Consider the following 25,599-nt stretch of genomic DNA (forward strand, 5'->3'; position numbering starts at 1 on the left):
GGACCCGTCAGGAACCGCTCTCCTCGGCCGCCGGAGCCGGAGCCGGGGACGGATCCGGCTCCGCGGCGGCCGCGGCCCGTGGGTCCATCGCGGTCAGCGCCCGCTGGGCCATCGGATGGGACCGGACGAGCTCGCCCAGCGTCGTCCGGCCACGCGTGATGTCGGTGAACGACCGCCAAGCCGGACGGAACCCGGTGAGCGCCGCGTGGAACAGCCCGGGACGGCGCTCGAACGCGGCGAGCATCCGCTTGCCGACGCTCATCTCCACGCCCAGGCCGGCCTTGATCGCGAAGGCGTAGTTCAGCGCCTGGCGGCGGGCGTCCACCGCGTCGTGCGCCTCGCCGATCCGGACCGCCCACTCGCCCGCGAGCCGACCTGAGCGCAGGGCGAAGGAGATGCCCTCGCGCGTCCACGGCTCGAGCAGCCCCGCCGCGTCCCCGCAGACCAGCACCCGTCCGCGCGAGAGCGGCGAATCGTCCGCCCGGCAGCGGGTCAGATGACCGGAGGAGATGCTCGGCTCGAACCCGGCGAGCCCGAGCCGCCCCACGAAGTCCTCCAGGTAGCGCTTGGTGGCCGCGCCTTCGCCGCGCGCCGAGATCACGCCGACGGTCAGCGTGTCCCCCTTGGGGAACACCCAGCCGTAGCTGCCCGGCATCGGGCCCCAGTCGATGAGCACCCGGCCCTTCCAGTCCTCGGCGACCGTGTCCGGCACCGGGATCTCCGCCTCCAGGCCGAGGTCGACCTGATCGAGTTTGACGCCGACGTGCGCTCCTATCCGGCTGGCGCTGCCGTCCGCCCCGACCACCGCGCGCGCCAGCAGCGTCTCGCCGCCCTGCAGGACGACGGCGACCGAGCGCCGGTCCGGCACCGCCGAGCCGTGCTGCTCGACCCGCTGCACGGTCACTCCGGTGCGCAGCTCGGCCCCCGCCTTCTGGGCGTGCTCGACCAACTGCTGGTCGAATTCAGGCCGGTTGATCAGCCCGAACAGCATCTGCCGGGAGCGGCGCGTCCGGGTGAAGCGGCCGTTGTTCGAGAACGTCACCGCGTGCACCCGGTCGCGGAAGGGCAACTCGAAGCCTGGCGGCAGCGCGTCCCGGGAGGGGCCGATGATGCCGCCGCCGCACGTCTTGTAGCGGGGCAGTTCCGCCTTCTCCAGCAACAGCACGCGCCGCCCCGTGACCGCGGCCGCGTAGGCGGCCGAGGCCCCCGCGGGTCCCGCGCCCACCACGACGACGTCCCACACCTGCCGGGCGTCGTCCGCCGAAGAGTTCTCGTCGTCCGCCGAAGAGTTCTGGCTGCTCACGATGGTCTACTGCTCCCGATCAAGCCGCTTGCCGCACCTGTATCCCCGCATCCTACGGCGGAGATCGTCACGGTCCGATGACGGTCCGCTGTGGCAGGATCGGCGGCGTGCGCGCCCCTCACCCGGCAGGCGCGTACGCTCGCACGGTCCCTCGAACGGACCAGTGCCACCCGTTACAACGTCGCACCCACAAGGAGCGTGCCCATGTCGTCGAATCCGGTCGCCGAGACCGTCGCCTCGCTCATGCCCAGGGCGCGGGCGGAGCTCACCGAACTGGTGGCTTTCGCGTCGGTGGCGGACTTCGACCAGTTCCCGAGGAGCGAGAGCGAGGCCGCCGTCGACTGGATCTCGGCGGCCCTGCGGGCCGAGGGCTTCCAGGACGTGGCCGTCCTCGACACTCCAGACGGCACCCAGTCGGTCTACGGCTGTCTGCCCGGCCCCGCCGGCGCGAGGACCGTCCTGCTCTACGCCCACTACGACGTACAGCCGCCGCTGGACGAGGCCGCCTGGACCAGCCCGCCCTTCGAGCTGACCGAGCGGAACGGCCGCTGGTACGGCCGCGGCAGCGCCGACTGCAAGGGCGGCGTGATCATGCACCTGCTCGCGCTGCGCGCCCTGAAGGCGAACGGCGGCGTGCCGGTCACCGTCAAGGTGATCGTCGAGGGCTCCGAGGAGCAGGGCACCGGCGGCCTGGAGCGGTACGCGGAGGAGCACCCCGACCTGCTGACGGCCGACGCCGTCGTCATCGGCGACGCGGGCAACTTCCGCGTCGGCCTGCCGACGGTCACCTCCACCCTGCGCGGCATGACGATGCTGCGGGTGCGGGTCGACACCCTCGAGGGCAATCTGCACTCCGGCCAGTTCGGCGGTGCTGCCCCCGACGCGCTGGGCGCGCTGATCCGCGTCCTCGACTCGCTGCGCGCCGAGGACGGCTCGACGACCGTCGACGGCCTCACCGACGACTCGCGGTGGGAGGGCCTGCAGTACGACGAGGCGCAGTTCCGCCAGGACGCCAAGGTGTTGGACGGCGTCGGCCTGATCGGTTCCGGCACGGTCGCCGACCGCATCTGGGCCCGTCCCGCCGTGACGGTTCTCGGCATCGACTGCCCACCGGTGGTCGGGGCCACCCCCTCGGTGCAGGCGAGCGCCCGTGCTCTGATCAGCCTGCGCGTGCCGCCGGGCGTGGACGCCGCCGAGGCCACGAAGCTGCTCCAGGCGCACCTGGAGGCGCACACCCCGTGGGGCGCGCGGGTGAGCACCGAGCAGATCGGCCAGGGCCAGGCGTTCAGCGCCGACACCGCCAGCCCGGCGTACACGGCGATGGCCGAGGCGATGGCCGTCGCCTACCCGGGCCAGGAGATGCAGTACGCGGGCCAGGGCGGCTCCATTCCGCTGTGCAACACCCTGGCGAGCCTGTATCCGCGGGCGGAGATCCTGCTCATCGGCCTGAGTGAGCCCGAGGCGCAGATCCACGCGGTCGACGAGAGCGTGTCCCCGCAGGAGCTGGAGCGGCTGTCGGTGGCGGAGGCCCTGTTCCTTCGCCGTTACGCGGCGGGCTGAGCCCCGGGGGCGGGTGCGGGGCTTGGAGCGCGCGGCCCTCGTGTGGACGAGAGCGGACCGGTGCGGACCGCTGCCGGCCGGTCCCGCAGGCACTGCGGCCCGAGGGCGTCCCCGGCGGAACGCCTCGCCAGCCGGCCGGCCCCGCTGGTCGGCCGCCCGCTGGTCTGCCGCCGCGCTCCGTGCGACGGCGGTCCGGCCGCCGTCGCACGGCTGCCCCGACAGGAGAGACGGGAGAGACTGCCGTCTCCGTCGCAGCCCGGCAGGATCCTCACAAAGGGCACGCGGGCGAGACGGCCCTCCCGGCAGGAGGGCCGGGAAGCTGTGTCCCGGCGGCGGTCGTGCGGCGTGTCCCTGCCCGGCCGCCGCGCTCATCCCTGCGGAACGCCGGCCTCGAGGTAGAGCGCGGCCCCGCGCTCACGGGCCCGCAGCGCCCAGCGCAGTCGCTCGTAGCGGACCGGCGGCAGCAGGTCGGCGGCCTCCTCCTCCGTCGCGAAGCGCCAGGCCCGCAACTCGGGGCCGGGCAGCAGCAGCCCTTCGACGGCAGCGGCGTCGAGCCGGCCGCCGTCGAAGAGGAGGCGCAGGCCCCCGTAGCGGGGCGGCGCCGGCCGCTCCCAGTCGACGACCAGCAGCCGGGGCATGTCCGCCAGCCGGACCCCGGTCTCCTCCTCGACTTCGCGGATGCCCGCGCGCGCGGGCGCCTCGCCGGGCTCGACCACACCGCCGGGGAACTCCCAGCCGGGCTTGTACGTCGGGTCGACGAGCAGCACCCGGTCCTGATCGTCGAAGAGGAGGACCCCGGCCGCCAGCGTCTCGGCGGTGGGCTCGGGGGTCTGCACGATGTCGCACGCTGTCACGGCTCCGCTGCCGACGGCCTCGGCGATCCGGACGGCGGTCTCCTGCGGGGTGAGGGCGCCGTTGTCCACGAGGTGGGCGTCGGCGGTGAGCCAGGACGCGAGGGCGGCGCGGTAGGGCTCGATGTGGTCGTACGCCCACTGCCGGACGCGTATCTCGCCGTCGGGAAGGTCCGCGGGGACCTCCCGGTCGGCTATTCGCTCGCGCAGGATCGTTTCCGCCGGGGCGAGGAGCACGTGCCGGACAGCGATGCGGCGGGCCGCGAGACCACCGAAGATCTCGTCGCGGTACTCCTGCCGCAGCAAGGTCATGGGGACGACGAGGGTTCCGCCCAGCTCGGCGAGGAGCGCGGCCGCCGTGTCGATCACGAGTCGCCGCCAGACCGGCAGGTCCTGATAGTCGCCGACCTCGGCGAGTCGCTTGGGCGGCAGCAGGTACGGGAGCGCCGCGCCGACGACCTCGGGGTCGAAGAGCGTGCTGTTCGGGATCAGGTCGATCAGTTCCCGTGCGGTGGTCGTCTTTCCCGCACCGAACGCGCCGTTGATCCAGACGACGGTCACTGTTCCCCCTCTTCTGTTGGCCCCCTGTGGCTTGCCCGCTCCACCCTGCCACGGAAACCAGTTCGCGTTGAGGGCGCGTGAACACGCCGACGCCGGCGCCCCCGGCAGTGGGGCGCCGGCGCGGTGGCCTCGGGGGCGGTCCGTCAGTCGGACTGCCCGAGAGCGTCCTCGTCGACGGCGAGGCTGTCGCCGGAGAGGGTCTCGCCGGAGAGGGTGTGGTCGAGTGAGCTGAGCGTGTCGTTGACGTTCAGTCCGTCGAGGTCGTCGGCGGCCAAGCCGTGCGAGGGGCTGATCGCCGCGACGACGAAGCCGGTGGCGAGGGAGGCGATGGCGAGCATGCTGCGCTTCTTCATGCGCGGATCAACTGCGCGAGCGGGCCCGGAGTCACGCCCCACCCGGCAATCCGTTCGCACGGCCCACCGCCCGGCGGCCCGAACGCCGACGCCCCACCGGCCGGCGGCCGGAACTCCGAGGTCTCTCCGACGGCACCGAGCACCGGCGGCGCCGACGGCAGTCGCGTCGCCGAACCCGGTACCGGGACCAGCGGGCACACCCGCAGGCGCACTGCCCTTCCGCCACACCTTCCCCAGCGGTCGGCGTCTCCCGGCGTCTCCCCCGCCTGCCCCACGCCTGCCCCACGCCTGCCACGCCTGCCACGCCTGCCACGGGCGGAACGTTCCTTCTCAGCCCCCGCGGACCCCCGCCGTCGTGGCTCCGGCCTCTGCACCCGCACCGGCGCCCGCCACCGCTCCGGCTGCCCCCGCTGCGCCCCTCACCGCTCCGGCTGCCGCAAGAGCGGCCGCCGCCGCTCCCACCAGCCCCGCGTCGGTGCCCATCCGCGCGGGCGCCACCGTCAGGCCTCGCACGAAGGAGAGGGTGGCGTAGTCGCGCAGGGCCCGGCGCAACGGAGCGAAGAGCACCTCGCCCGCCTTGCCGACACCGCCGCCGATCACCGCGATGTCGATCTCGACCAGGGTCGCGGTGGCCGCGATGCCGGCGGCGAGGGCCTGGGCGGCCCGTTCGAAGGAGGCCCCGGCGACCGGGTCGCCCGCGCGGGCGGCGGCGGCCACCGAGGCCGCGGAGACGTCGCCGTCCGGGCCCGGCCGCCAGCCGTTCTCCAGCGCCCGCCGGGCGATGTTGGGGCCGCTGGCGATGCGTTCGACACAGCCGCGCGCCCCGCACGGGCACGCGTCGCCGTCGAGTTCGACGCTGATGTGGCCGATGTGTCCCGCGTTGCCCGTGGGCCCCGGGTGCAGCCGGCCGCCCAGGACCAGACCGCCGCCGACGCCGGTGGAGACCACCATGCACAGCGCGTTGTCGTGGCCGCGCGCGGCGCCCTGCCAGTGCTCGGCCGCCGTGATCGCCACGCCGTCGCCGATCAGCTCGACCGGCAGCCTTCCGGTCGCCGCCCGGACGCGCTCGACCAGCGGGTAGGCCCGCCAGCCCGGCACGTTCACCGGGCTGACCGTGCCCGCGGAGGCGTCCACCGGGCCGGCGCTTCCGATGCCCACGGCGTGGACGTGTTCCCACCGGGGCGACGCGGTCAGCTCAGCCAGCACCTCCTCGACGGCCCGCATCACGGTGTCGCCGTTCTCCTGCGCCGGCGTGGGGCGCTGGGCGCGGGCCAGGATCGTTCCGTCGCCGTCCACCAGCGCTCCGGCGATCTTGGTGCCGCCGATGTCCAGCGCGGCAACGAGGTCGGTCTGCATCAGTGTGGGTTCTCCCCGTCCGCCATGGAAAAGAGCTGCCGGTCCAGCGGTCGGAGCACGCGGGCCGGGAGTTTGCGACGGACAGTGTCCCCCGCATCTGACAACGTTGTCCAGGCTCTATGCTCGACGACGCCACATCCTCATACGAACCCGGGGGACCACGCACCCCCCGTGCGCAGCATTCCGGAGCGTACGTGACCGCCCCCGTGGACGACAGGACAGGACACAGCATCGTGCCCGAGACGCAGCGCCGGCCCGAGAATCGTTACGGCAACCGTCCCACCATGAAGGACGTGGCAGCTCGGGCCGGAGTCGGCCTCAAGACCGTGTCGCGCGTGGTGAACAGCGAGCCGGGGGTCACGCCCGAGACGGAACGGCGTGTCCAGGAGGCCATCGACGCGCTCGGTTTCCGCCGCAACGACAGCGCGCGGGTGCTGCGCAAGGGCCGCACGGCCAGCATCGGGCTGGTCCTGGAAGACCTCGCCGACCCGTTCTACGGGCAGCTCAGCCGTGCGGTGGAGGAGGTGGCCCGGGCGCACGGGACGCTGCTCATCAACGGCTCCAGCGCGGAGGACCCGGACCGCGAACAGGAACTGGCGCTCGCACTCTGCGCCCGCCGGGTGGACGGACTCGTGGTGATCCCGGCCGGGGACGACCACCGCTATCTCGAGCCCGAGATCAAGGCGGGGGTGGCCACGGTGTTCGTCGACCGGCCGGCCGGGCAGATCGACGCCGACTGCGTCCTGTCGGACAACTTCGGAGGGGCCCTCGATGGCGTGGCTCATCTGCTGGCGCACGGGCACCGCCGGATCGGCTTCATCGGCGACATGCCGCGCATCCACACCGCCGCCGAGCGTCTGCGCGGCTACCGCGCGGCGATGGCGGAAGCCGGGATACCGGTCGAGGACGCCTGGATGTCCCTCGGCGCGACCGATCCGCTGCGGGTGCGCCGGGCGGCCGAGGAGATGCTGGCCGGGCCCGCGCCGGTGACGGCGGTCTTCTCGGGCAACAACCGGGTGACGGTCACGGTGATCCGGGTGCTCGCCGAGCAGCCCCGGCGGACGGCGCTGGTGGCCTTCGACGATCTGGAGCTCGCCGACCTGCTGCAGCCGGGCGTCACCGTGGTCGCCCAGGACGCGGCCGTGATCGGCCGTACCGCCGCGGAACGGCTGTTCCGGCAGCTGGACGGCACCCTGCTCGTGCCCGAGCGGATCGAACTGCCCACCCGGCTCGTCGCGCGCGGCTCGGGCGAGCTGCCGCCGGCGGACTGAGGCGGTCGTGGACGCCCGCGGCGCGCGCCGCACCCTGGAGGCGCTGGGACTGGCCGAGGCGCCGCGCGACCGCCCGTTGACCTATCCGGGAGTGTGGCCTGCCGAGTCCGGGCTGCTCGACGGCGACGAGTGGCTGCCGCTGGACCGGCTGACCCATCCGGGCCGGACTCCGGTGGTGGCCGTCGGGTCCAACGCCAGCCCCGCCCAACTGCGGCTGAAGCTGGCCGCGTTCGACGTCTCCCCGGCCGTCCCGATGACGCGGGCGCGGGTGACGGGCGTGGAGGTGGGGGTGTCGGCGCACATCAGCCGGGCCGGATACGTGTCCGCGTCTCCCGTCCACGCCCCCGCCGTCACCCGGGAGTTGTTCGTCATCTGGCTGGACGCCGGGCAGCTCGCCGTACTCGACGCGACCGAGCCGAACTACGACCGGGTCCTGTTGCCGGCGCCCGGGTTCCGGGTCGAGCTGGAGAACGGCGAGGCACTCCTCGACGCGTTCGCCTACGTGAATCATCACGGTGTGCTGCACGACGGCTCCGGCGTTGCGCGCAGCCATCCCGGGCAGCGTGCCCTGCTCACGGAACTCCTGGCAGGATCAGCAGAGTTGCGGCGACTGTTCGGTGCCACGCCGGAGGAGTTCTGTGCCCGGGCGCGGGCCGACGCAGGGCGCTGCGAGCAGGGTACGAGACTGTTCGCACAGGAGAAGAAAGTGACCGCGTCCGGTCTGGAGCACCTGCACGTCCGTTAGGGTGATCGAACGGCGTCGCGTGTCGGTCAGCGGCCGGGTGAGGCATGGAGGCGCCCGTGAGTTTGCCTTACGGAGGCATTCACACATGTCAGTCGAGTTGAACCACACCATCGTCCATTCCCGGGACAACCGGGAGTCCGCCGAGTTCCTCGCCCACATCCTGGGCCTCGAGGTCGGGGCCGAGTGGGGCCCGTTCGTCCCGGTGGCCACCGGCAACGGGGTCACCCTGGACTTCGCCGCCATCCCGGCGGAGTCGATCGTCATGCAGCACTACGCCTTCCTCGTCTCCGACGAGGAGTTCGACGCCGCCTTCGACCGGATCGAGCGGGCGGGGATCACGTACTTCGCGGATCCGCACGGCAAGCACCCCGGTGAGATCAACCATCACTACGGCGGCCGCGGCGTGTACTTCATGGATCCCGCCGGGCACGGCATGGAGATCATCACGCGCCCGTACTAGTTCCCGCAGCAGTAGTCGCCGCCCGGCAGCGACCGGGGGGCGGGGCAGGGGCCGCGCGTGTCGTCGCGCGGCGCCGGTCCTCGGTGAGGAGGCCCCGCCCACCGACCGGGCGCCTCCTCGCCCCTGGGGAAGGGCCCGCGGCCGCCCCGTGCCGGGTGCTACGGCGCGGCGACGGTGAGATCGCCGCGGCGTGGCGACGCGAACGCCTCCAGCGCCTGCCGGGTCAGCCCGGTCGCCTCACTCACCTCGGCCGGGTCGAGCGCGCCGCAGTCCAGACCGCGCAGCAGATAACCGCTGAGGGCCTTGGCGGTCGCCGGCTCGTCCATCACGTCGCCGCCGGCCCGGCCGGCGTACCGGGACAGCCGCTCGGCGGCCTGGACGAAGCCCTCGCGGTAGAAGGCGAAGACGGCCGCGTAGCGGGTGGGCAGGTGGCCCGGGTGCATGTCCCAGCCCTGGTAGTAGGCGCGGGACAGGGCGCGACGGGTCAGGCCGTAGTGCAGCCGCCAGGCGTCGTGGACCTGGGCGGTCGGGCCGACCGGCAGGACGTTCGTGGAGCCGTCCGAGACGCGCACACCGGTGCCCGCGGCCGCGACCTGCATGACCGCCTTGGCATGGTCGGCGGCGGGGTGGTCGCTCGCCTGGTGGGCGGCGGAGACGCCGAGGCAGGCGCTGTAGTCGAAGGTGCCGTAGTGCAGTCCGGTGGCGCGGCCCTCGGCGGCCTGGATCATGCGGGCGACGGTGGCGGTGCCGTCGGTGGCGAGGATGGACTGGCTGGTCTCGATCTGGATCTCGAAGCCGAGCCGACCGGGGGTCAGACCGCGCGCCTCCTCGAAGGCCTCCAGGAGCCGGACCATGGCGGTGACCTGCTTTGGGTACGTCACCTTCGGCAGGGTGAGGACCAGGCCGTCGGGCAGGCCGCCGGCGTCCGCCAGGCCGGTCAGGAAGACGTCGAGGGTGCGGATGCCCCGGTCGCGCACCGCGGCCTCCATGCACTTCATGCGGATGCCCATGTAGGGGGCCGCGGCGCCCTCGGCGTACGCCCGCGCGATCAGCCGGGCCGCCCTGGCGGCCGCCTCGTCCTCCTCGGCGTCCGGGCGGGGTCCGTAGCCGTCCTCGAAGTCGATCCTCAGGTCTTCGACGGGCTCGCGTTCCAGCTTGGCCCGCACGCGCGCGTACACGGGCTCGGCGAGGTCGTCGGACAGGCCGAGACAGGCGGCGAAGGAGGCCGCGTCGGGGGCGTGCTCGTCGAGGGCCGTGAGGGCCTGGTCGCCCCAGGAGCGGATCGTGCCGCCGTCGAAGACGTCGCCGGGGACGTAGACGGTGTGGACGGGCTGGCGGGTGCCGGGGTCGCCGGGATACCGGCGGTCGAGTTCGGCGTCGACCGGGGCCAGGGACGCGCTGATCTTCTCGCTGACGGCGCCCGCGAGGCTCGTCGCCACCGTCTCCTGCCGGCCCTGACCCATTCCACATCCTCCAGTTTTCCGCTGTACGGAATCAACAATCCGTAGAATGAAGTTATCCGGGCGTCTTCCGATGGTCAACACCCTGTCCACGGTGTCGCCCCGCGCACCTCTCGCCGCACCCACGCCCTCTTCCGTACGACAGTTCCCCCCTTCATCCTGTCTCACGGGGCGCGCGCGGGACCGGAGACGAGGGGGACGTATGACGAGGAGCGGCAGGCCGACCCGGCGGGCGGGGCTGAGGACCGTGCTGGCCGCCGTGGCCGCCGCCCCGCTGATCGGCACGGCAGGGGCGTCCGCGGACCGCAGGCAGGAGAGCCTGCCCCGCGAGCCGCTCCGGCCCGTGCCCGTCCCGTCGCTCGAGGTCATGACGTTCAATCTTCGCTTCGCCTCCGCCCGCAGGCCCCACAGCTGGTCCGTCCGCCGTCCCGTGATGCGGGCGTTGCTGCAGCGGGCGGCCCCGCACGTCATCGGCACCCAAGAGGGCCGCCCCAAGCAGTTGCGGGACATCGCGGCCGACCTCGGACCGCACTACGACTGGATCGGGACCAGCCGGGGCGTGGGCGCCGACGAGGCGGTGGCCGTCTTCTACGACACGCGGCGGCTCGCCCCGGCCGAGTACGGGCACTTCTGGCTCTCCGGCACTCCGCAGGTGCGCGGCTCCAACACCTGGGGCGGCGACCATCCCCGCATGGTCACCTGGGTCCGCTTCCGCGATCTGCCGGCCGCGGGGCGGCAGTTCTGTGTGCTCAACACCCATCTCGACAACGCGAGCCAGTACGCGCGCGAACGTTCCGCCGCACTCATCGCCGCGCGGATCTCCCGGTTCGACCCCTCGCTGCCGCTGCTGCTGACCGGCGACTTCAACACCGTCGCGCACCACGACCCGGTCTACGACAGGCTGCTCGCCGCCGGTCTGGTGGACACCTGGGACACGGCACGCACGCGGGGCGACGCGTACGCCACTTACCACGGGTACAAGGCGCTGACACCGAACGGCGGCCGCATCGACTGGATCCTCGCGACGCCCGGCGTCCGCGTCCAGCGGGAGTGGACCGACGCCTTCAGCGTGGGCGGTCAGTACCCGAGCGACCATCTTCCGGTGCAGGCCTCACTGGACCTGGGATGAACGAAGGCCCCCGCGACCGGGAAGGTCACGGGGGCCCGATGCGGTCCTGCGACCGCCGGGAGATCAGCCCTTGCGGGTCTTGATCTCCTCGGTGAGCTGCGGGACGACGTCGAACAGGTCGCCGACGACGCCGTAGTCGACGAGGTCGAAGATCGGGGCCTCGGCGTCCTTGTTGACGGCGACGATGGTCTTCGAGGTCTGCATGCCGGCCCGGTGCTGGATCGCGCCGGAGATGCCGTTGGCGATGTAGAGCTGCGGCGAGACCGACTTGCCGGTCTGGCCGACCTGGTTGGTGTGGGGGTACCAGCCGGCGTCCACCGCGGCGCGGGAGGCGCCGACGGCCGCGCCGAGCGAGTCGGCGAGGGCCTCGATGAGCGCGAAGTTCTCCGCGCCGTTGACGCCACGGCCGCCCGAGACGACGATCGCGGCCTCGGTCAGCTCCGGGCGGCCGGTCGACTCGCGCGGGGTGCGGCCGGTGATCTTGGTGCCGGTGGCCTGCGCCGAGAAGGAGACGGCGAGGGCCTCGACGGCGCCGGCGGCGGGAGCGGCCTCGACCGCGGCCGAGTTCGGCTTCACGGTGATGACCGGGGTGCCCTTGGAGACACGGGACTTGGTGGTGAAGGACGCGGCGAACACCGACTGGGTGGCCACCGGACCCTCGTCGCCGGCCTCGAGGTCGACGGCGTCGGTGATGATGCCGGAGCCGATGCGCAGCGCCAGACGGGCGGCGATCTCCTTGCCCTCCGCGGAGGAGGGGACGAGGACGGCGGCCGGGGAGACGGCGGCGACGGCGGCCTGCAGCGCGTCCACCTTCGGCACGACGAGGTAGTCGACGTACTCGGAGGCGTCGTGGGTGAGGACCCGGGTCGCGCCGTGCTCGGCCAGCGCGGCGGCGGTGCTCTCGGCACCGGCGCCCAGCGCGACGGCGACGGGCTCGCCGATGCGGCGGGCCAGCGTCAGCAGCTCCAGGGTGGGCTTGCGGACGGCGCCGTCCACGTGGTCGACGTAGACGAGGACTTCAGCCATGGGATTTGCTCTCCTGCGAAACGAAGTTGAGGGGCGGTCGGCAAGGGGCCTTTAGATGAACTTCTGGCCCGCGAGGAACTCGGCGAGCTGCTTGCCGCCCTCGCCCTCGTCCTTGACGATCGTGCCCGCGGTGCGGGCGGGGCGCTGGGTCGCGGACTCGACCGCGGTCCACGCACCCTCGAGACCGACTTCCTCGGCCTCCAGGTCCAGGTCCGACAGGTCCCAGGACTCCACCGGCTTCTTCTTCGCCGCCATGATGCCCTTGAAGGACGGGTAACGCGCTTCACCCGACTGGTCGGTGACCGACACGACGGCCGGCAGGGACGCCTCGAGCTGCTCGGAGGCGGCGTCGCCGTCGCGGCGGCCCTTGACCGTGCCGTCCTCGACCGAGACCTCGGAGAGCAGGGTGACCTGCGGCACGCCCAGGCGCTCGGCCAGCAGGGCCGGGACGACGCCCATGGTGCCGTCGGTGGAGGCCAGGCCGGAGATCACCAGGTCGTAGCCGGCCTTCTCGATCGCCTTGGCCAGTACCAGGGAGGTGCCGATGGCGTCCGTGCCGTGCAGGTCGTCGTCCTCGACGTGGATCGCCTTGTCGGCGCCCATCGAGAGGGCCTTGCGGAGCGCGTCCTTGGCGTCCTCGGGGCCCACCGTCAGGACGGTGATCTCCACGTCGTCGTCTGCGTTCTCGGAGATCTGCAGCGCCTGCTCGACCGCGTACTCGTCGAGCTCGGAGAGCAGACCGTCCACGTCGTCCCGGTCGACGGTCAGGTCATCGGCGAAGTGCCGGTCGCCAGTGGCGTCGGGCACGTACTTCACAGTGACAACGATCCTCAAGCTCACGCCGGCTCTCCTACTGCATCGTCAGTTACGGCTGCCTTCTTCCAGGCAGCATAGGCGTCACAAGCGGCCGATCCCGGTTGGGGCGGCCTGCGCTCCCGACCGAAATATTACTCGTCAGTACACCCAGTTCGTTCCCGCTAAGCAAGCGCTTTGAACTGTGACCTTCGCAACGCAGCGTAACCGGAACCCGACGACCTCGCAGCGGGCCGCGACAGTGATCAATCCCGCAGCGCCGTGAACCGGCCCTGGTGGTACAGCAGCGGGCGGCCCGCTCCCTCCGGGTCTCCCAGCACCACCTCGGCCAGGACGATGCGATGGTCGCCGGCGGGCACCCGCGTGACGACGCGGCACACCAGCCACGCCAGCACGCCGTCAAGGACGGGGACGCCCTCGGGTCCTTCGTGCCAGGCGGTCGGCGCGCCGAAGCGGTCCGCGCCGCTGCGGGCGAAGGTGGCGGCGAGCTCCTGCTGGTGTTCTCCGAGTATGTGGACGCCGACATGCCGCGCGCGGGAGACCGCCGGCCAGCTGGACGCGCCGGTGCCGATGCCGAAGGAGAGCATCGGCGGCTCGGCGGAGACCGAGCTGAGGGAGGTGGCGGTGAAACCCACCGGGCCGCCGGGCGTGGCGGCGGTGATCACGGCGACTCCGGCAGCGTGCCGCCGGAAGACGGAGCGCAGGAGATCGGGCGAGGCGAGCTGGGGGGCGCCGAGGCCGGGCACGGCCGTCATGGAGTTGTCCTTCTGCGGGGAGGGGTGTCGGGGTCCGTGAATGCTCAACGGGCCGGACAGCACGCGCTCGCGGTACGGCCCAGGTCGACATGGGCCCGTCCGTGCAGAAGGAGTTCCTCAGGCATGGGGCCAGGCTGACGAGGTGCGAGGGTCGCAGTCAAGTGCGTTCCGGCATCTGGGAGATGCCTCACCGTCCCCGCGCAGCGGTCACACCGCTTCCCCCAGGGCCGCGATGACGTCGGCCTTTCGGGGCTGACCGGCGGCACGCCGGACGATCCGGCCGTCGGCGTCGAGCACCAGGACCGTCGGCGTCTTGAGGATGTCGAGTTCGCGCACGAGGTCGAGGTGCGCCTCGGCGTCGATCTCGATGTGGGCGACCCCGGGGACCGCCGCCGCCACCTCGCCCAGGATCCGGCGGGTGGCCCGGCAGGGCGCACAGAACGCGCTCGAGAACTGTACGAGCGTGGCGCGTTCGCCGAGTTCCCCGCCGAGGCGGTCCGCTTCGATCCGCCTGCCGTCGTCGCGCCCGCGCACCCGTACTCTCCCGCTCCGCCGCCGCTGCAGCACTCCGAAGGCGCTCGCCGCCGCGAGCACCGCCACGCACACCATCAGTCCGGTCATCTGCCGCTCCAGCGTTCACGAGACTGCAAAGATTCCCGAGCCCAGGAATCGCCGCCGATGCGGAATGCTTGATTCATGGACATCGACGCGAGGGGCCCGCGCTTCGGGGCCGCCGTGACGACCGTAGTGCTCGCGGTCGTTGTGATCACCGGGAACGTCTGGCTGCTGGCCTGGCAGACGCTGGCGTTCGCGCTCGGCGCGGCGGGCGGGCCGGGGCGCTCGCCGTACGGCTGGGTGTTCCGCAGGGTCGCTCGTCCCCGGATCGGGCCGCCCACGGAGTTCGAGGCGCCGGAGCCGCCGCGGTTCGCCCAGACGGTGGGGCTCGTGTTCTCCTGCGTCGGCCTGGCCGGATTCGCCCTGGGGTCGCACTGGCTCGGTCTCACCGCGGCAGGCGCGGCTCTCGCGGCCGCGTTCCTCAATGCCGTGTTCGGGTACTGCCTCGGATGCGAGATGTACCTGCTCGCACGGCGGGTTGCGGTGCGGGCGGAGTGAAGACGGACCCAGGCGGGTCACAAAAGGCCCGAGACGGGTCAAAGGGGTTGACGTGACGAGGATCTCGCCGTTCCCGGGCACCAGGGCTGGCTCCCCGGCCGTTCTTGGGGCACGATCTGCGAGATGCCGCAAACCTACGGCAGCGTAACTTTGCCGTCGGATGTCTCCCCGGCAGAGAGAAGGAAGGGTTCGCCCCGCCCATGGCAGAGCTTGTCTACCGCCCCGTCGTCGGCCTCGCCCAGACGCTGTTCAAGGTCTGGGACCTCAAGATCGACTGCAAGGGGTCGGAAAACATCCCGCGCTCGGGTGGCGCCGTGCTGGTGAGCAATCACATCAGCTACCTCGACTTCATCTTCGACGGGATGGCCGCCCTCCCGCAGAAACGCCTCGTTCGCTTCATGGCGAAGGAGTCCGTCTTCCGCCACAAGATCTCCGGCCCGCTGATGCGCGGCATGAAGCACATCCCGGTGGACCGCAACCAGGGCGAGACGGCGTACCAGCACGCGCTGGACTCGCTGCGTTCCGGCGAGATCGTCGGGGTCTTCCCCGAGGCGACCATCTCCCAGTCGTTCACGCTGAAGAGCTTCAAGTCCGGCGCGGCCCGGATGGCCCAGGAGGCGGGCGTACCGCTGATCCCGGTGGCCCTTTGGGGTACGCAGCGGCTCTGGACCAAGGGCCACCCGCGCAACTTCAAGCGCAGCCACACTCCGATCACCATCCGCGTCGGCGAGGCCATCGAGGCCTCACGCGACAAGTACGCGGGCGCCATCACCCGTCAGCTGCGCGAGCGCGTCCAGGAGTTGCTGGAGGCCGCTCAGCGCGCCTACCCGGTACGCCCCAAGGACGCGCACGACACCTGGTGGATGCCGGCCCATCTGGGCGGGACCGCGCCCACTCCGGAGCAGGTGCGCGCGGCCGAGGCGCGCTGAGGCCCGCCCCGCCCTGATTCGGCGCCGCTCTTCGGCGCCCTTCTTCGACGTCGACCCTCTCCGCGGAGAGGGCCGACGCGTTTTCCGGGAGTGAACCAAAGTGCGCCGTGGCGCGCGCCGACGGGGCTCACAGCGCGGCGGGCAGGTTCTTCCACAGCCGCGGCCGGTCGGCAGCGCTGCGCAGCGCTTCGAGGACGCCGGGATGCGGCGCGGCGTAGAGGCCGGGGTAGTCCACCTCGCCGACGTCGGCGTCGGGGACGAAGGCCAGCCGTTCGCCGTCCAGGGAGAACCGCGCGTCCACGCCCGGTTTGTTGCCCCGCGGGTCCTGGCGGTGCCACGCCCCGCGGAAGCGCACCGCGACGAGTCCGTGCAGGACGTGCCCGCCATCCCCGTCGCCCTCGTCGCGCGCCAGCTGCTGATAGCACAGCGCGGTCGGGATGTCCTCGGCCCGCAGCAGCGCGGCCAGCGCGTGGGCCTTGGCGTAGCAGATGCCCGTCCGCTGCTCCAGGACGTCCGAGGCGCGCCAGGTCACCCGCGGGTCTTCGGCGTCCTGCGAGTGGGGGACGGCGTCGCGCACGAACTCAAAAGCCAGTCGTGCATAGGAATACGAGTCCTCGGCTTCCCGCGCGAGGCGTCCGGCGGTGGCCCGCACCACCGGGTGGCCGTGGTCGATGACCTCGTCGGCAGCCAGATAGGCGGACAGGTCGGGGTTCTCCTGGATCAGCTCCATGGCGGGAGAGCATAGGAAAACGATCACCTGAACGTCAATGAGTTTTCATAGGATCGCATACCTATGCAGAAATTCCGACGCCCTGGCGCCCTGGCGCTCGATGCAAGAGGCCCTACCGGGCCATCTCCTCCTTGAGTGCGGCGACGAACGCGTCCACGTCCTCCTCGGTCGTGTCGAACGCGCACATCCACCGCACGTCGCCCGCCGCCTCGTCCCAGAAGTAGAACCGGAACTTCTTCTGCAGCCGCTCGCTCACGTCGTGCGGAAGCCGTGCGAAGACGCCGTTGGACTGCACCGGGTAAAGGATCTCCACACCGTGCACGGCCCGCACGCCCTCGGCGAGGCGCTGCGCCATCTCGTTGGCGTGGCGTGCGTTGCGCAGCCACAGGTCCTTGGCGAGCAGCGCCTCCAACTGCACCGACACGAAGCGCATCTTGGAGGCGAGCTGCATGGACAGCTTGCGCAGGTGCTTCATACGGCGCACGGCGTCCGGGTCGATGACCACGACGGCCTCGCCGAACAGCGCGCCGTTCTTGGTGCCGCCCAGGGACAGGATGTCCACGCCGACCGCGTTGGTGAACGTCCGCATCGGGACGTCCAGGGAGGCGGCCGCGTTGGCTATCCGGGAGCCGTCGAGGTGGACCTTCATGCCGTGCTCGTGGGCGTGGTCGCAGATCGCGCGGATCTCGTCGGGCGTGTAGAGCGTGCCGAGTTCCGTGCTCTGGGTGATCGAGACGACCTGCGGCATCGCCCGGTGCTCGTCCTCCCATCCCCAGGCCTGCCGGTCGATCAGCTCGGGCGTGAGCTTGCCCTCGGGCGTGGGGACGGTGAGCAGCTTGAGGCCGCCCATGCGCTCGGGTGCGCCGCCCTCGTCCACGTTGATGTGGGCGCTCTCGGCGCAGATCACCGCGCCCCAGCGGTCGGTGACCGCCTGGAGCGCCACGACGTTGGCCCCGGTGCCGTTGAAGACCGGGAAGGCCTCCGCCGTGGACCCGAAGTGGCTGCGGACGATCTGCTGGAGGTTCCCCGTGTAGTCGTCCTCGCCGTACGCCACCTGATGGCCGCCGTTGGCCAGGGCCAGGGCGGCCATCACCTCCGGGTGGGCCCCAGCGTAGTTGTCGCTGGCGAAGCCGCGCACCTCGGGGTCATGACGCCGACGGGCGTCGGTCTTCGCAGGGTTCACGGCTTCTCGGTGAGCCACAGACGCTGTCCGTTCACTTCCTGGGCGGACTTCTCCCAGACGCCGGTGATGGCCTCGGCCAGGTCCTTGACGTCCGTGAAGCCCGCGAACTTCGCGTTGGGGCGGTCGGCGCGCATCGCGTCGTGCACCAGCGCCTTCACCACCAGGATCGCAGCCGCGGAGGTGGGCCCCTCTGCGCCCCCTGCCTTGCGGAAGGCGTCGGCGAGGGCGAGGGTCCAGGCCTCGGCGGCGGCCTTGGCGGCGGCGTACGCGGCGTTGCCCGCGGTGGGCTTCGACGCCCCGGCGGCGCTGATCAGCACGTACCGGCCGATCTCGCTGCGCTGGAGGGCCTCGAAGAAGGCCAGCGAGGTGTGCTGCACGGTCTTGACGAGCAGCAGTTCCAGGAAGTCCCAGTCGTCCAGGCTGGTCTTGATGAACGTCTCGCTCCCCCGCCAGCCGCCGACGAGGTGGACCACGCCGTCGATCCGGCCGAAGTCCTTCTCGACGCGCTGCGCCCAGTCCCGGGTCGAGTCCAGGTCGAGCAGGTCGACCGGCTCGCCGGTGACGGTGGCGCCGCCGGCCCCGTAGCGGGCCGCGTCGACGGCCTCCGCCAGGCGCTCGGGATCGTTGTCCGCGCCGACGACGGTCGCGCCGGCCTCGGCCAGCCTGAGCAGCGCCGCCCGGCCGGCGGGTCCGCCCGCGCCGGCCACCGCGACCACCGCACCGCTGAGAACCCCGTTCCCCATGGTCTTCGCCTCCTGAGCAGTGTTCTGCCCCGCGGTGCCCCGTGGAACAGTGTTCTCGTGTTCGCAGGTCGCCATTCACGCGGCGATCCGCTCGGCGCCGTCCGCCGTGATGCCCTGGTGGAGGCCGATCCACGGTTCTTCAGCTTCTTGGACATGTGCCTCATAGAACATGCTCAGCGGAAATCGTCGGGAAGCACGTCATCGACGAGCCTGCGCGGCGGCTGGGTCAGGTCGAGGGCGTCGGGACCCTTGGCCCACTTGGAACCCGGTGCGGGGCGAGATAGGTCGAGACCAGCTCGTAGCCGGCGAACCAGTGCACGAGCTTGGGGGCGGGTCGATGCCGTCGCGGTACAGCGTCTCGATCTCGCGCACAGCTGGTTGGTGACCTGCGGGGCGCGCTCCCAGTCGATGTGCAGCCGGTTGTCGGTCCAGCGGACGACCCCGTGCTTGTGCAGGTAGGCGAAGAGCAGCTGGCCGCCGAGGCCTCGTAGTTGCGCACGCGCTCACCGGTGACCGGGAAGCGGAACATGCGGTCGAAGAGCACCGCGTACTGCACGTCGCGGGCCTTCGGAACGCCGTCGGCCTGCAGTTTCACGGCCTCCTTGAAGGCGGTGAGGTCGCAGCGCAGCTCCTCCAGGCCGTACATTCCAGAACGGCTGGCCTGCTTGATCATGAACGGTCGAAGGCAGGTCGCCATGGCTGTGGGGTGCGGTCGTGGACCCATGTCCCACAGCACGAAGGCCTCCTCGCACCGCTTCTGGTCGTGCACCATCTCGGCGACGTCCCTCGGGCAGCTCCAGGCCAGATGTCGACGGCGGCGTCCGTCACGCGGCGGAAGCGGGCGGCCCTCGCGGTCGCAGAAGATGCCACCCCAGGAGAAACGTTCCGGCGCTTCCCGGACGGCGATGGTCTCCGGGAACAGGACGGCCGAGTTGGTGTCGTAGCCGAGGTGAAGTCCTCGAAGGTGATGCCGCAGAACAGCGGGTTGTCGTTGCGGGTGCGCTCCAGCTCGGCCAGCCAGTCCGGCCAGACCATGCGCAGGACGACCGCTTCCCAGGTTGCGGTCGGGTTGCCGTTCTGCGTGTACATCGCGAAGACGACCAGGTGCTGGAGGCCGTCCGCGCGGCTCGTGGCGGGCTGGAAGGCCAGCAGCGAGTCGAGGAAGTCCGGCACCCCGAAACCGCCCTCGGCCCACATCCGCAGGTCCTTGACCAGGGCGCGGTGGTAGTCGGCGTCGTGCGGGAGGAGCGGGGACAGCTCCTCGACGGCCTCGACCACCCGGTGGACGGTCCTCTCGGCCTCGCCGCGCGACGGAGCGCCCTCGGCCGAGAAGTCGATCGACCCGTCCTTCGACTGCCAGGGCCGGACCTGCTCCACGGCATCCTTGAGCACGCGCCACGCCGGATGCCCCACCACCCTGGACGCCGGAGGAACCTGCTCCCCCGATGCTGCCTGCACAAGAATTTCCGTCCATGTCCCATCCTCCGCTGAAGAACCTCGCGTCTGCACACCGTAGGCATATGAGGTTTCCTTCAGCAAGTGACCCCTCGGGAAAATATCCTGCCCAGCCGCTCATTCGCCGCACTTTTTCCTGTGTGCCATCGAGGAGTGTCGGCTTCCGGCAGAGCAGGGCGGGTAGGGAACACGTCGGTGCGCACACACCTGCGCACACACCTGCGCACAGACCTGTCCTCGGAAGCGAGTCACGTCTTGAACTTCGTCACCATCGGTCACCGTGGAGTCATGGGCGTCGAGCCCGAGAACACCCTGCGCTCCTTCGTCGGCCGCCGAGCAGGCCGGCCTCGACGCCATCGAACTCGACCTGCACCTGAGCAAGGACGGCGCCCTCGTGGTCATGCACGATCCCGAGGTGGACCGCACGACCGACGGCACCGGCCCCATCGCCGACCAGACGCTCGCGGAACTGCGCACACTCGACGCCGGCCGCGGGGAACGCGTCCCGCGGTTCGAGGAGGTGCGGGACGTCGTACAGGCGCCGCTCCAGGCCGAGATCAGGACGTACAGGCGGCGCGGGCGCTGGCGGAGGTGATGCTCGCACGGGACCTCGTGCGGCGGGTGAGGTGTCCTCCTTCCACGACGAGGCCGTCGCGGAGGTCGCCCGGCTGGTGCCCGGGGTGCGCACCGCGTCATCGGTAGCCGCTACGGCCTCGACATCGTGGACCGGGCCGTCGCGGCCGGCGCCGCGACGGTCTGCCTCAATCTTCGTCTGCTCACCCTGGAGATCGTCGAGGAGGCACGCAAGCGCGACCTGCGGATCATCGCTGGGTGGTGAACACGCAGGAACAGTTGCGGCTGGTACGCGCCCTGGAGCTGGACGGCGCGACGACCGACTACCCGGACATCAGGCGCACCGGCCGGTTCACCGCCTGAGCGAAAGCCGTGTGGAGCCGTACGGTCCATGCGCGGTGGTGTGCTCAGGCCCGCGGGTCGGCGAGCGGCTCGGCCAGCTCCTTGACCAGCAGCTCGAACTGGAGGTCGTCGCGGCGCGGAACGCCGAAACGCTCGTCGCCGTACGGGAAGGGGTCATGCGTCCCGTACGGCGGTAGCCGCGCCGCTCGTACCAGGCGATGAGGTCCTCGCGGACGGAGATCACCGTCATGTGCATCTCGTCGACGCCCCAGTCCTCCGGGCCTGCCGCTCGGCCTCCGCCATGACCTTCCTGCCGAGACCGGCGCCCTGCACCGTGGGGCTCACGGCGAACTGCCGAAGTAGGCGTGGTCGCCGCGGTGGGCGAGCTGGCAGCAGGCGACCAGTCGGCCGTCCTGCTCGACGGTGACCAGCCGGCTGTCGGGCGCCTCGAGGACCGCGCGCACGCCTTCGGGATCGGTGCGCTGCCCCTCGAGGATGTCCGCTCGTCGTCCACCCGGCCCGGCTGGAGTCTCCGCGGTAGGCGGACTCGATGAGGGCGACGAGCTCGTACACGTCCGCGTCGGTGGCGGTTCGGAAGACGAAGTCGGTGGCGGCGGTGTCCATGCGGGCGGTCTCTGCTCTCTGACACGGGCTGGGGCTTGCCCGAGCCTAACCCCGTCCGGCTACTAGCGCCGGCCGCATGGTGCATGTACTGAGCAGCAGGATCCTGCTCCGACCGCCGATCCCGAGCGTTCCCGCGTCTTCTACGGCGAGCAGCTGGGTCTGGCCGTCTGCCGTGAGTTCGGCACGGGCCCGGACCGGGGACGGTCTACTTCCTCGGCGGCGGCCACCTGGAACTGTCGGGCCGGGCCGAGAACCCGCCCGCGGGCCGAGCGCGCCGGCCCCCCCCGTGCGCCTGTGGCTCCAGTGGCGGACGCCGCGGCGGCACACGACGAGCTGCGGGCGAAGGGCGTCGAGATCGCGCGTCCGCCGGTGAAGGAGCCCTGGGGACTGATCGAGCTGTGGATCGCGGGACCCGGACGGGATCCCCGTCGTGCTCGTGGGAAGTACCGGCGGACCACCCGATGCGGTACCGGCGGGCATCTGAGGGGGCCCTGCAGGACCGGCCCGGTTCCCCGGACGCCGGGGCCAGCGGGCATGCGGCCCCGCTTCCCCTGTCGGGGCTGGTCCGGCTGGCCGGCGGGGGCGCTGACGTCAGCGGATGCCGTGCGGCCGGGCGGGGCATAGCGGTGCTGAGGGCGGACCTTTTCGGAGGAACGTCATGAAGCTCGAAGCGCCCGTGCCGGGCGGGGCCCTGCTGGGCCGAGCTGGGGACCGGGTGACCTGGAAGCGGCGAAGCGGTTCTACGCGGAGCTGTTCGGCTGGCGCGCGGAGACGGACCCCCGGCAGGAGGCCGGCGGCTACTCGGTCGCGCACCCTCGGCGACGCGGCCGTCGCCGCGCTCAGTCCCCGGCACCAGGAGACGCAGCCCTGCGCCTGGAGCGTGTCGTTCGCCGTGACCGGACGCGGATGTCAGCGCCCGGCTGGTCACGGAGGGCCGGCGGCAAGGTGCTGGCCGGACGATGGACGTCTTCGACGTGGGCCGGGTTCGTGGTCGTCCTCGATCCCGCGGGGCCGCGTTCCAGTTGTGGCAGGCGCGGGTCCTTTGCCGGCGCCGGCCTGTTCAACGCGCCCGGCTCGCTCGGCTGGGTCGAGTTGCTGACCCGGTAGCCCGACCGGGCGGAGACCTTTTACACCACGGTCTTCGGCTGGACCGCCACTCGTCGGAGACTACCTGCAGTGGGCGTCGGCGGCGCGGATTTCGGCGGCATGATCGGGATGGACGACAAGTTCCCGCCCGAGGTGCCCCCGCCTGGCTGCCCTACTTCGCCGTCGCCGACGTGGACGCCCGCCTCACAGACCGCCGCCGGGGCGGGCGGCGCCGCGCTCATGGAACCGACCACGGTGCGGGACGGCCCGCGGATCGCCGTACTGCGCGACCCCCAGGGCGCGGTGTTCGGGGTGTACCGCGGCAGGCCACGACAGATGAACGCCTGCGCTGCGAGCCGCCGCCCTGGCCGGGCAGCCTCCCGCGCCGCGGTCAGACGCCCAACGACCGCATCTGCCCCTCCAGTCGGCTGAGCAACTCCCCCAGCAGATCGGCCAGTTCACCCTGGCGTCCGTCGTCCATGGCGGCCAGCGCTGCGCTCTCTCGTGCGAGCTGCTCAGGGCATGATGCCGTCGACGAGGTCACGCCCCGGCGTCCGTGGAGCCGCAGGTGCGCGACCCGACGGTCCCGGGAGTCGCCCCGGCGCTCCACCAGGCCGCGTTCGGTGAGCTGCTTGAGGCGCTGTGGTGGACGGCCGCGCCGGAGGAGAAGGTCTCACGGACCAGGTCGCCGGGGGTCAGCTCCTGGACCCTTGCGGCGCAGTGCGCCGAGCACGTCGAACTCGGGGCGGGTCAGTCCGGCGCGCCGCAGGGGCGCGTCCTCGGCCTGCTGCAGGAGGGCCGCGCAGCGGTTGACGCGGCCGATGATCTCCATGGGCCCGGGTCCAGATCCGGCCGGACGGCCTGCCACTGCCGGACAACGTCCGACACCGTGTCATTCCTCGCCGGGCCGCCGTTCCCGTTCCCGTTCCCGTTTCCGTCGTCGTTCCTGTTTCCGTCGTCGTTCCTGTTTCCGTCGTCGTTTCCGTTCCCGTCGTCGTTTCCGTTCCTGTTTCCGTTGCCGTCGTCGTTTCCGTTGCTGTTCCTGTTGCTGTTCCTGTTGCCGTTGCCGTTCTTGCTCCCGGACCGCCCGTCGTCCCCGCCCCCGGCCGCTGCACGCCCCAGCTTCCCCGTCATCCGCGTACGTCCTCCGCTCTCGTCTTCGCGTCCCGGCCCAGGAGCAGTCCCTGGCGCCGTGCCGTCGCGGCGAGCGTACGGTGTCCGGACTGCTCGGCCGGCACGACCCGCTTCTGGGGCCGCTCGCTGCCGCCACTCGCCGGACGCGGCGTCCGCATGCACACGCTTTACCCGTGAACGATTTGCCGCGCTCCGCCCGGCGCTCCCCTTGTACCTCCTTGCGCCCGCGTGCGCGCTGCGTGGCATGGGCATCGCATTCGGTGACTGGCGACGTCGAGCGGGGAGGTGCGCGTGCACGGACCGGCTTCGCCCGGCTGGCTGCTGGTGACGCTGTGTGCGGCGACCGGGGCCTACTGCCTGCTGCGGATGCGCAGCAGCGTCGAGGAACAACGCCGGGCCGCGGGCGGCGAGGCGTTGATGGGCTTCGGAATGGCGGCCATGGCCGTGCCCCCGGCCGTGTTCACCCCGCCGGCCTGGGCCTGGCCCGCGTACGCCGCGGTCTTCGGCACCGCGGCGCTGCGGGCACTGTGGGCGGCCCGGGAGAGCGCCTGCCATCTGCATCACCTGGTCGGCGCCGGGGCCATGGTCTACATGGCCGCCGCGATGGCCGTCTCCCCGGCCCCGGCACACGCGCACCAGCACGGCGGCGCGGGCGTGCCGCTGTTGACGGGCGTGCTGCTGCTGTACTTCGCCGGCTACGTCCTCGTGTCGGGGATCCGGCTGTTGCCGGTCGCCGGGGCGGGCACCTCCGCCGCCTCCTGGAGCGACCGGCCGGAAGTCGTCCGGGCATGCAGGCTGTCGATGGGGATCGGCATGCTCGCGATGCTGCTGACGATGTGATCCGCGCGGCGGCAATGGCCTGCGTCACTTCGCCGCGCGAAGCCGTACCCCCGGTGGCGCTCCGCTCATAGGGTGCTGTGCATGACGGTCACCGCGGTCCTGCTGCTGCTCGGCGCTCTGACCGCCGTGGCCGCCCCCCGGCTGATCGCCCGGGCCGACTGGCCCGATCGTGAACCGGTGGTCGCCCTGTGGGCATGGCAGTGCGTGGTGGCCGCGATCCTGTTGTGCTGCGCGCTGTCCATGACGCTGAGTGCGGCGGCCGCCTGGCAGGCGGTGCGCGGACAGGTCTTCGCGCCGGCTCCGCAGGCGGTCGTGGAGGCGTACACGCCGGGCGGGCCCGGCCCTTGGGCCGCGGCGACCGCGGTGGCGCTGGCCTGCGGCGGGGTGTGGAGCGGGACGATGCTCGTGCGGGAGATCCTGCGCAGCCGGGCCGGACACCGGTCCCGCCGGGCCGAACTGCGGCTGAGGGCACCGCTGTTGCCGGGTGAGACGGCACGGTCAGGCGGGCTGCTCGTGGTGGAGGGCGAGCGCCCCGACGCGTGGTGGCTGTCGGGTGCCCGGCCCCGACTGGTCGTCACCACGGCCGCGTTGCGGCGCCTGAAAGGCCGTCAGCTCGACGCCGTCCTCGCGCACGAGCAGGGACACGCCCAGGCGCGGCACGACTGGTTGCTGCACTGCTCGACCGCGCTGGCCACCGGGTTCCCCCAGGTACCGGTGTTCGCCGCGTTCCGCGCCGAGATGCACCGGCTGGTCGAGCTCGCCGCCGACGACATGGCCTCGCGCCGCTTCGGCCGGCTGACGACCGCGCTGGCACTGGTCGAACTCAACGAGGGCCGTGGCGTGTTCGGCCCCGCTCCCGCCTCGCAGGCCCATGTCCCGCGGCGCGTGAGCCGGTTGCTGGCACCGCCCGACCGGCTCACCGCGCCCCGCAGACTCGGACTGACGGCCGCAGCCGCGCTGCTGCCGGTGATCCCCGTACTGGTGACCTTCGTCCCGGGCCTGCGGGCACTGGGCTGAGCCTCCGCCGACCCGCACGCGCAGGCGGCAGTGGGCAGTGGGCAGTGGGCCGAGCGTCCGCCGACGCACGGAGCGGCGCAGGCCGCGCTCCCCGGTGAGCCGCCTCCGGTTCGCTGCCCCCGGCTTGCGCGTGGGTCTTCCGTCGGCGGTCCGTATCGCTCGCTGCCGCGTGGACCCGTCTCCCGAG

The 25,599-nt window shown here is 72.1% G+C and carries 23 protein-coding genes and 5 pseudogenes; 12 read left to right on the top strand and 16 right to left on the bottom strand.

The features are described from left to right. Positions 1-7: 7 nt before the first annotated feature. A complete protein-coding gene (locus QA802_RS03250; RefSeq protein WP_334517968.1) occupies positions 8-1,303 on the bottom strand; it encodes a geranylgeranyl reductase family protein in 1,296 nt (431 codons plus the stop codon). Positions 1,304-1,507: 204 nt separating this feature from the next. On the opposite strand from QA802_RS03250, the gene QA802_RS03255 reads away from it, so the two are divergent. Further along, positions 1,508-2,863 (top strand): dipeptidase, encoded by a 1,356-nt coding sequence (locus QA802_RS03255; protein WP_334517970.1) that lies wholly within the window; start codon positions 1,508-1,510, stop codon positions 2,861-2,863. A 368-nt stretch (positions 2,864-3,231) separates the two neighbouring features. On the opposite strand, the gene QA802_RS03260 is transcribed toward QA802_RS03255, so the two are convergent. The 3 genes from QA802_RS03260 to QA802_RS03270 all read right to left on the bottom strand — a co-directional run bounded on the left by QA802_RS03260 (position 3,232) and on the right by QA802_RS03270 (position 5,984). Continuing rightward, positions 3,232-4,275: an NUDIX hydrolase gene (locus tag QA802_RS03260; RefSeq protein WP_334517972.1), complete on the bottom strand. Its 1,044-nt coding sequence runs from the start codon at positions 4,273-4,275 to the stop codon at positions 3,232-3,234. Positions 4,276-4,418: 143 nt separating this feature from the next. Then, positions 4,419-4,628: a hypothetical protein gene (locus QA802_RS03265; RefSeq protein ID WP_334517974.1), complete on the bottom strand. Its 210-nt coding sequence runs from the start codon at positions 4,626-4,628 to the stop codon at positions 4,419-4,421. Positions 4,629-4,958: 330 nt separating this feature from the next. After that, on the bottom strand, positions 4,959-5,984 hold the full coding sequence (locus QA802_RS03270) for an ROK family protein (protein ID WP_334517976.1): 1,026 nt from the start codon (positions 5,982-5,984) through the stop codon (positions 4,959-4,961). 233 nt (positions 5,985-6,217) lie between these two features. Here QA802_RS03270 and QA802_RS03275 point away from each other — a divergent pair, with 233 nt between their 5' ends. The 3 genes from QA802_RS03275 to QA802_RS03285 all read left to right on the top strand — a co-directional run bounded on the left by QA802_RS03275 (position 6,218) and on the right by QA802_RS03285 (position 8,460). Continuing rightward, a complete protein-coding gene (locus QA802_RS03275) occupies positions 6,218-7,255 on the top strand; it encodes a LacI family DNA-binding transcriptional regulator (protein WP_334534293.1) in 1,038 nt (345 codons plus the stop codon). A gap of 7 nt (positions 7,256-7,262) precedes the next feature. Next, on the top strand, positions 7,263-8,000 hold the full coding sequence (locus QA802_RS03280; RefSeq protein ID WP_334517978.1) for a hypothetical protein: 738 nt from the start codon (positions 7,263-7,265) through the stop codon (positions 7,998-8,000). A gap of 85 nt (positions 8,001-8,085) precedes the next feature. Further along, complete coding sequence (locus QA802_RS03285) at positions 8,086-8,460, top strand: VOC family protein (RefSeq protein WP_334517980.1); 375 nt, start codon at positions 8,086-8,088, stop codon at positions 8,458-8,460. A gap of 158 nt (positions 8,461-8,618) precedes the next feature. Here QA802_RS03285 and QA802_RS03290 read toward each other — a convergent pair whose 3' ends face one another. Further along, complete coding sequence (locus tag QA802_RS03290) at positions 8,619-9,923, bottom strand: DUF6986 family protein (protein ID WP_334517982.1); 1,305 nt, start codon at positions 9,921-9,923, stop codon at positions 8,619-8,621. A gap of 199 nt (positions 9,924-10,122) precedes the next feature. On the opposite strand from QA802_RS03290, the gene QA802_RS03295 reads away from it, so the two are divergent. Beyond that, on the top strand, positions 10,123-11,049 hold the full coding sequence (locus tag QA802_RS03295) for an endonuclease/exonuclease/phosphatase family protein (RefSeq protein WP_334517984.1): 927 nt from the start codon (positions 10,123-10,125) through the stop codon (positions 11,047-11,049). Positions 11,050-11,112: 63 nt separating this feature from the next. Here QA802_RS03295 and QA802_RS03300 read toward each other — a convergent pair whose 3' ends face one another. The 4 genes from QA802_RS03300 to QA802_RS03315 all read right to left on the bottom strand — a co-directional run bounded on the left by QA802_RS03300 (position 11,113) and on the right by QA802_RS03315 (position 14,264). Beyond that, a complete protein-coding gene (locus tag QA802_RS03300) occupies positions 11,113-12,075 on the bottom strand; it encodes an electron transfer flavoprotein subunit alpha/FixB family protein (RefSeq protein ID WP_334517986.1) in 963 nt (320 codons plus the stop codon). 51 nt (positions 12,076-12,126) lie between these two features. Continuing rightward, positions 12,127-12,915 (bottom strand): electron transfer flavoprotein subunit beta/FixA family protein, encoded by a 789-nt coding sequence (locus QA802_RS03305; RefSeq protein WP_334517988.1) that lies wholly within the window; start codon positions 12,913-12,915, stop codon positions 12,127-12,129. A gap of 218 nt (positions 12,916-13,133) precedes the next feature. Further along, on the bottom strand, positions 13,134-13,643 hold the full coding sequence (locus tag QA802_RS03310) for a flavin reductase family protein (RefSeq protein WP_334517990.1): 510 nt from the start codon (positions 13,641-13,643) through the stop codon (positions 13,134-13,136). 207 nt (positions 13,644-13,850) lie between these two features. Next, a complete protein-coding gene (locus QA802_RS03315; protein ID WP_334517992.1) occupies positions 13,851-14,264 on the bottom strand; it encodes a TlpA family protein disulfide reductase in 414 nt (137 codons plus the stop codon). Between the two features lie 75 nt (positions 14,265-14,339). Here QA802_RS03315 and QA802_RS03320 point away from each other — a divergent pair, with 75 nt between their 5' ends. Continuing rightward, the gene (locus QA802_RS03320) at positions 14,340-14,756 is read left to right on the top strand and encodes a DUF4395 domain-containing protein (RefSeq protein ID WP_334517994.1); all 417 of its coding nucleotides are present in this window, start codon (positions 14,340-14,342) and stop codon (positions 14,754-14,756) included. Between the two features lie 200 nt (positions 14,757-14,956). Next, the gene (locus QA802_RS03325; RefSeq protein ID WP_319165219.1) at positions 14,957-15,685 is read left to right on the top strand and encodes a lysophospholipid acyltransferase family protein; all 729 of its coding nucleotides are present in this window, start codon (positions 14,957-14,959) and stop codon (positions 15,683-15,685) included. Between the two features lie 127 nt (positions 15,686-15,812). On the opposite strand, the gene QA802_RS03330 is transcribed toward QA802_RS03325, so the two are convergent. From QA802_RS03330 to QA802_RS41435, 4 genes and pseudogenes are all read right to left on the bottom strand, one after another. Beyond that, a complete protein-coding gene (locus QA802_RS03330) occupies positions 15,813-16,415 on the bottom strand; it encodes a transglutaminase domain-containing protein (RefSeq protein ID WP_334517996.1) in 603 nt (200 codons plus the stop codon). A 112-nt stretch (positions 16,416-16,527) separates the two neighbouring features. Then, a complete protein-coding gene (locus QA802_RS03335; RefSeq protein ID WP_319165215.1) occupies positions 16,528-17,598 on the bottom strand; it encodes a threonine aldolase family protein in 1,071 nt (356 codons plus the stop codon). After that, positions 17,595-18,341 carry an SDR family NAD(P)-dependent oxidoreductase gene (locus QA802_RS03340; protein WP_334517998.1) on the bottom strand — a complete coding sequence of 249 codons (747 nt, stop codon included), beginning with the start codon at positions 18,339-18,341 and terminating at the stop codon, positions 17,595-17,597. Before QA802_RS03340 ends, QA802_RS03335 begins: the two co-directional genes overlap by 4 nt. A 173-nt stretch (positions 18,342-18,514) precedes the next feature. Continuing rightward, positions 18,515-19,850 (bottom strand): annotated as a pseudogene (locus QA802_RS41435) (DUF6421 family protein). Positions 19,851-20,051: 201 nt separating this feature from the next. On the opposite strand from QA802_RS41435, the pseudogene QA802_RS03355 reads away from it, so the two are divergent. Next, positions 20,052-20,732, top strand: a pseudogene (locus QA802_RS03355) (glycerophosphodiester phosphodiesterase). 44 nt (positions 20,733-20,776) lie between these two features. On the opposite strand, the pseudogene QA802_RS03360 reads toward QA802_RS03355, so the two are convergent. Next, positions 20,777-21,335, bottom strand: a pseudogene (locus QA802_RS03360) (GNAT family N-acetyltransferase). A 159-nt stretch (positions 21,336-21,494) separates the two neighbouring features. Between QA802_RS03360 and QA802_RS03365 the strand changes: the two are divergent. Together QA802_RS03365 and QA802_RS03370 are read left to right on the top strand one after the other, a co-directional pair. Further along, positions 21,495-21,959, top strand: a complete 465-nt coding sequence (locus QA802_RS03365) for a VOC family protein (protein ID WP_443042254.1) — start codon at positions 21,495-21,497, stop codon at positions 21,957-21,959. A 34-nt stretch (positions 21,960-21,993) separates the two neighbouring features. Beyond that, positions 21,994-22,742, top strand: a pseudogene (locus QA802_RS03370) (VOC family protein); the annotation flags it as partial. Between the two features lie 70 nt (positions 22,743-22,812). Here QA802_RS03370 and QA802_RS03375 read toward each other — a convergent pair. Both QA802_RS03375 and QA802_RS03380 read right to left on the bottom strand, forming a co-directional pair. Continuing rightward, a pseudogene (locus tag QA802_RS03375) lies at positions 22,813-23,309 on the bottom strand (MarR family winged helix-turn-helix transcriptional regulator). Between the two features lie 242 nt (positions 23,310-23,551). Then, on the bottom strand, positions 23,552-23,713 hold the full coding sequence (locus tag QA802_RS03380) for a hypothetical protein (RefSeq protein WP_334535200.1): 162 nt from the start codon (positions 23,711-23,713) through the stop codon (positions 23,552-23,554). A 133-nt stretch (positions 23,714-23,846) separates the two neighbouring features. Between QA802_RS03380 and QA802_RS03385 the strand changes: the two genes are divergently transcribed. Next, the gene (locus QA802_RS03385; protein ID WP_334518000.1) at positions 23,847-24,395 is read left to right on the top strand and encodes a DUF5134 domain-containing protein; all 549 of its coding nucleotides are present in this window, start codon (positions 23,847-23,849) and stop codon (positions 24,393-24,395) included. An 81-nt stretch (positions 24,396-24,476) separates the two neighbouring features. After that, a complete protein-coding gene (locus QA802_RS03390) occupies positions 24,477-25,412 on the top strand; it encodes a M56 family metallopeptidase (protein ID WP_334518002.1) in 936 nt (311 codons plus the stop codon). The last annotated feature ends 187 nt before the right edge of the window (positions 25,413-25,599 follow it).

It is taken from the genome of Streptomyces sp. B21-105 (assembly GCF_036898465.1).
Taxonomy (GTDB): domain Bacteria; phylum Actinomycetota; class Actinomycetes; order Streptomycetales; family Streptomycetaceae; genus Streptomyces.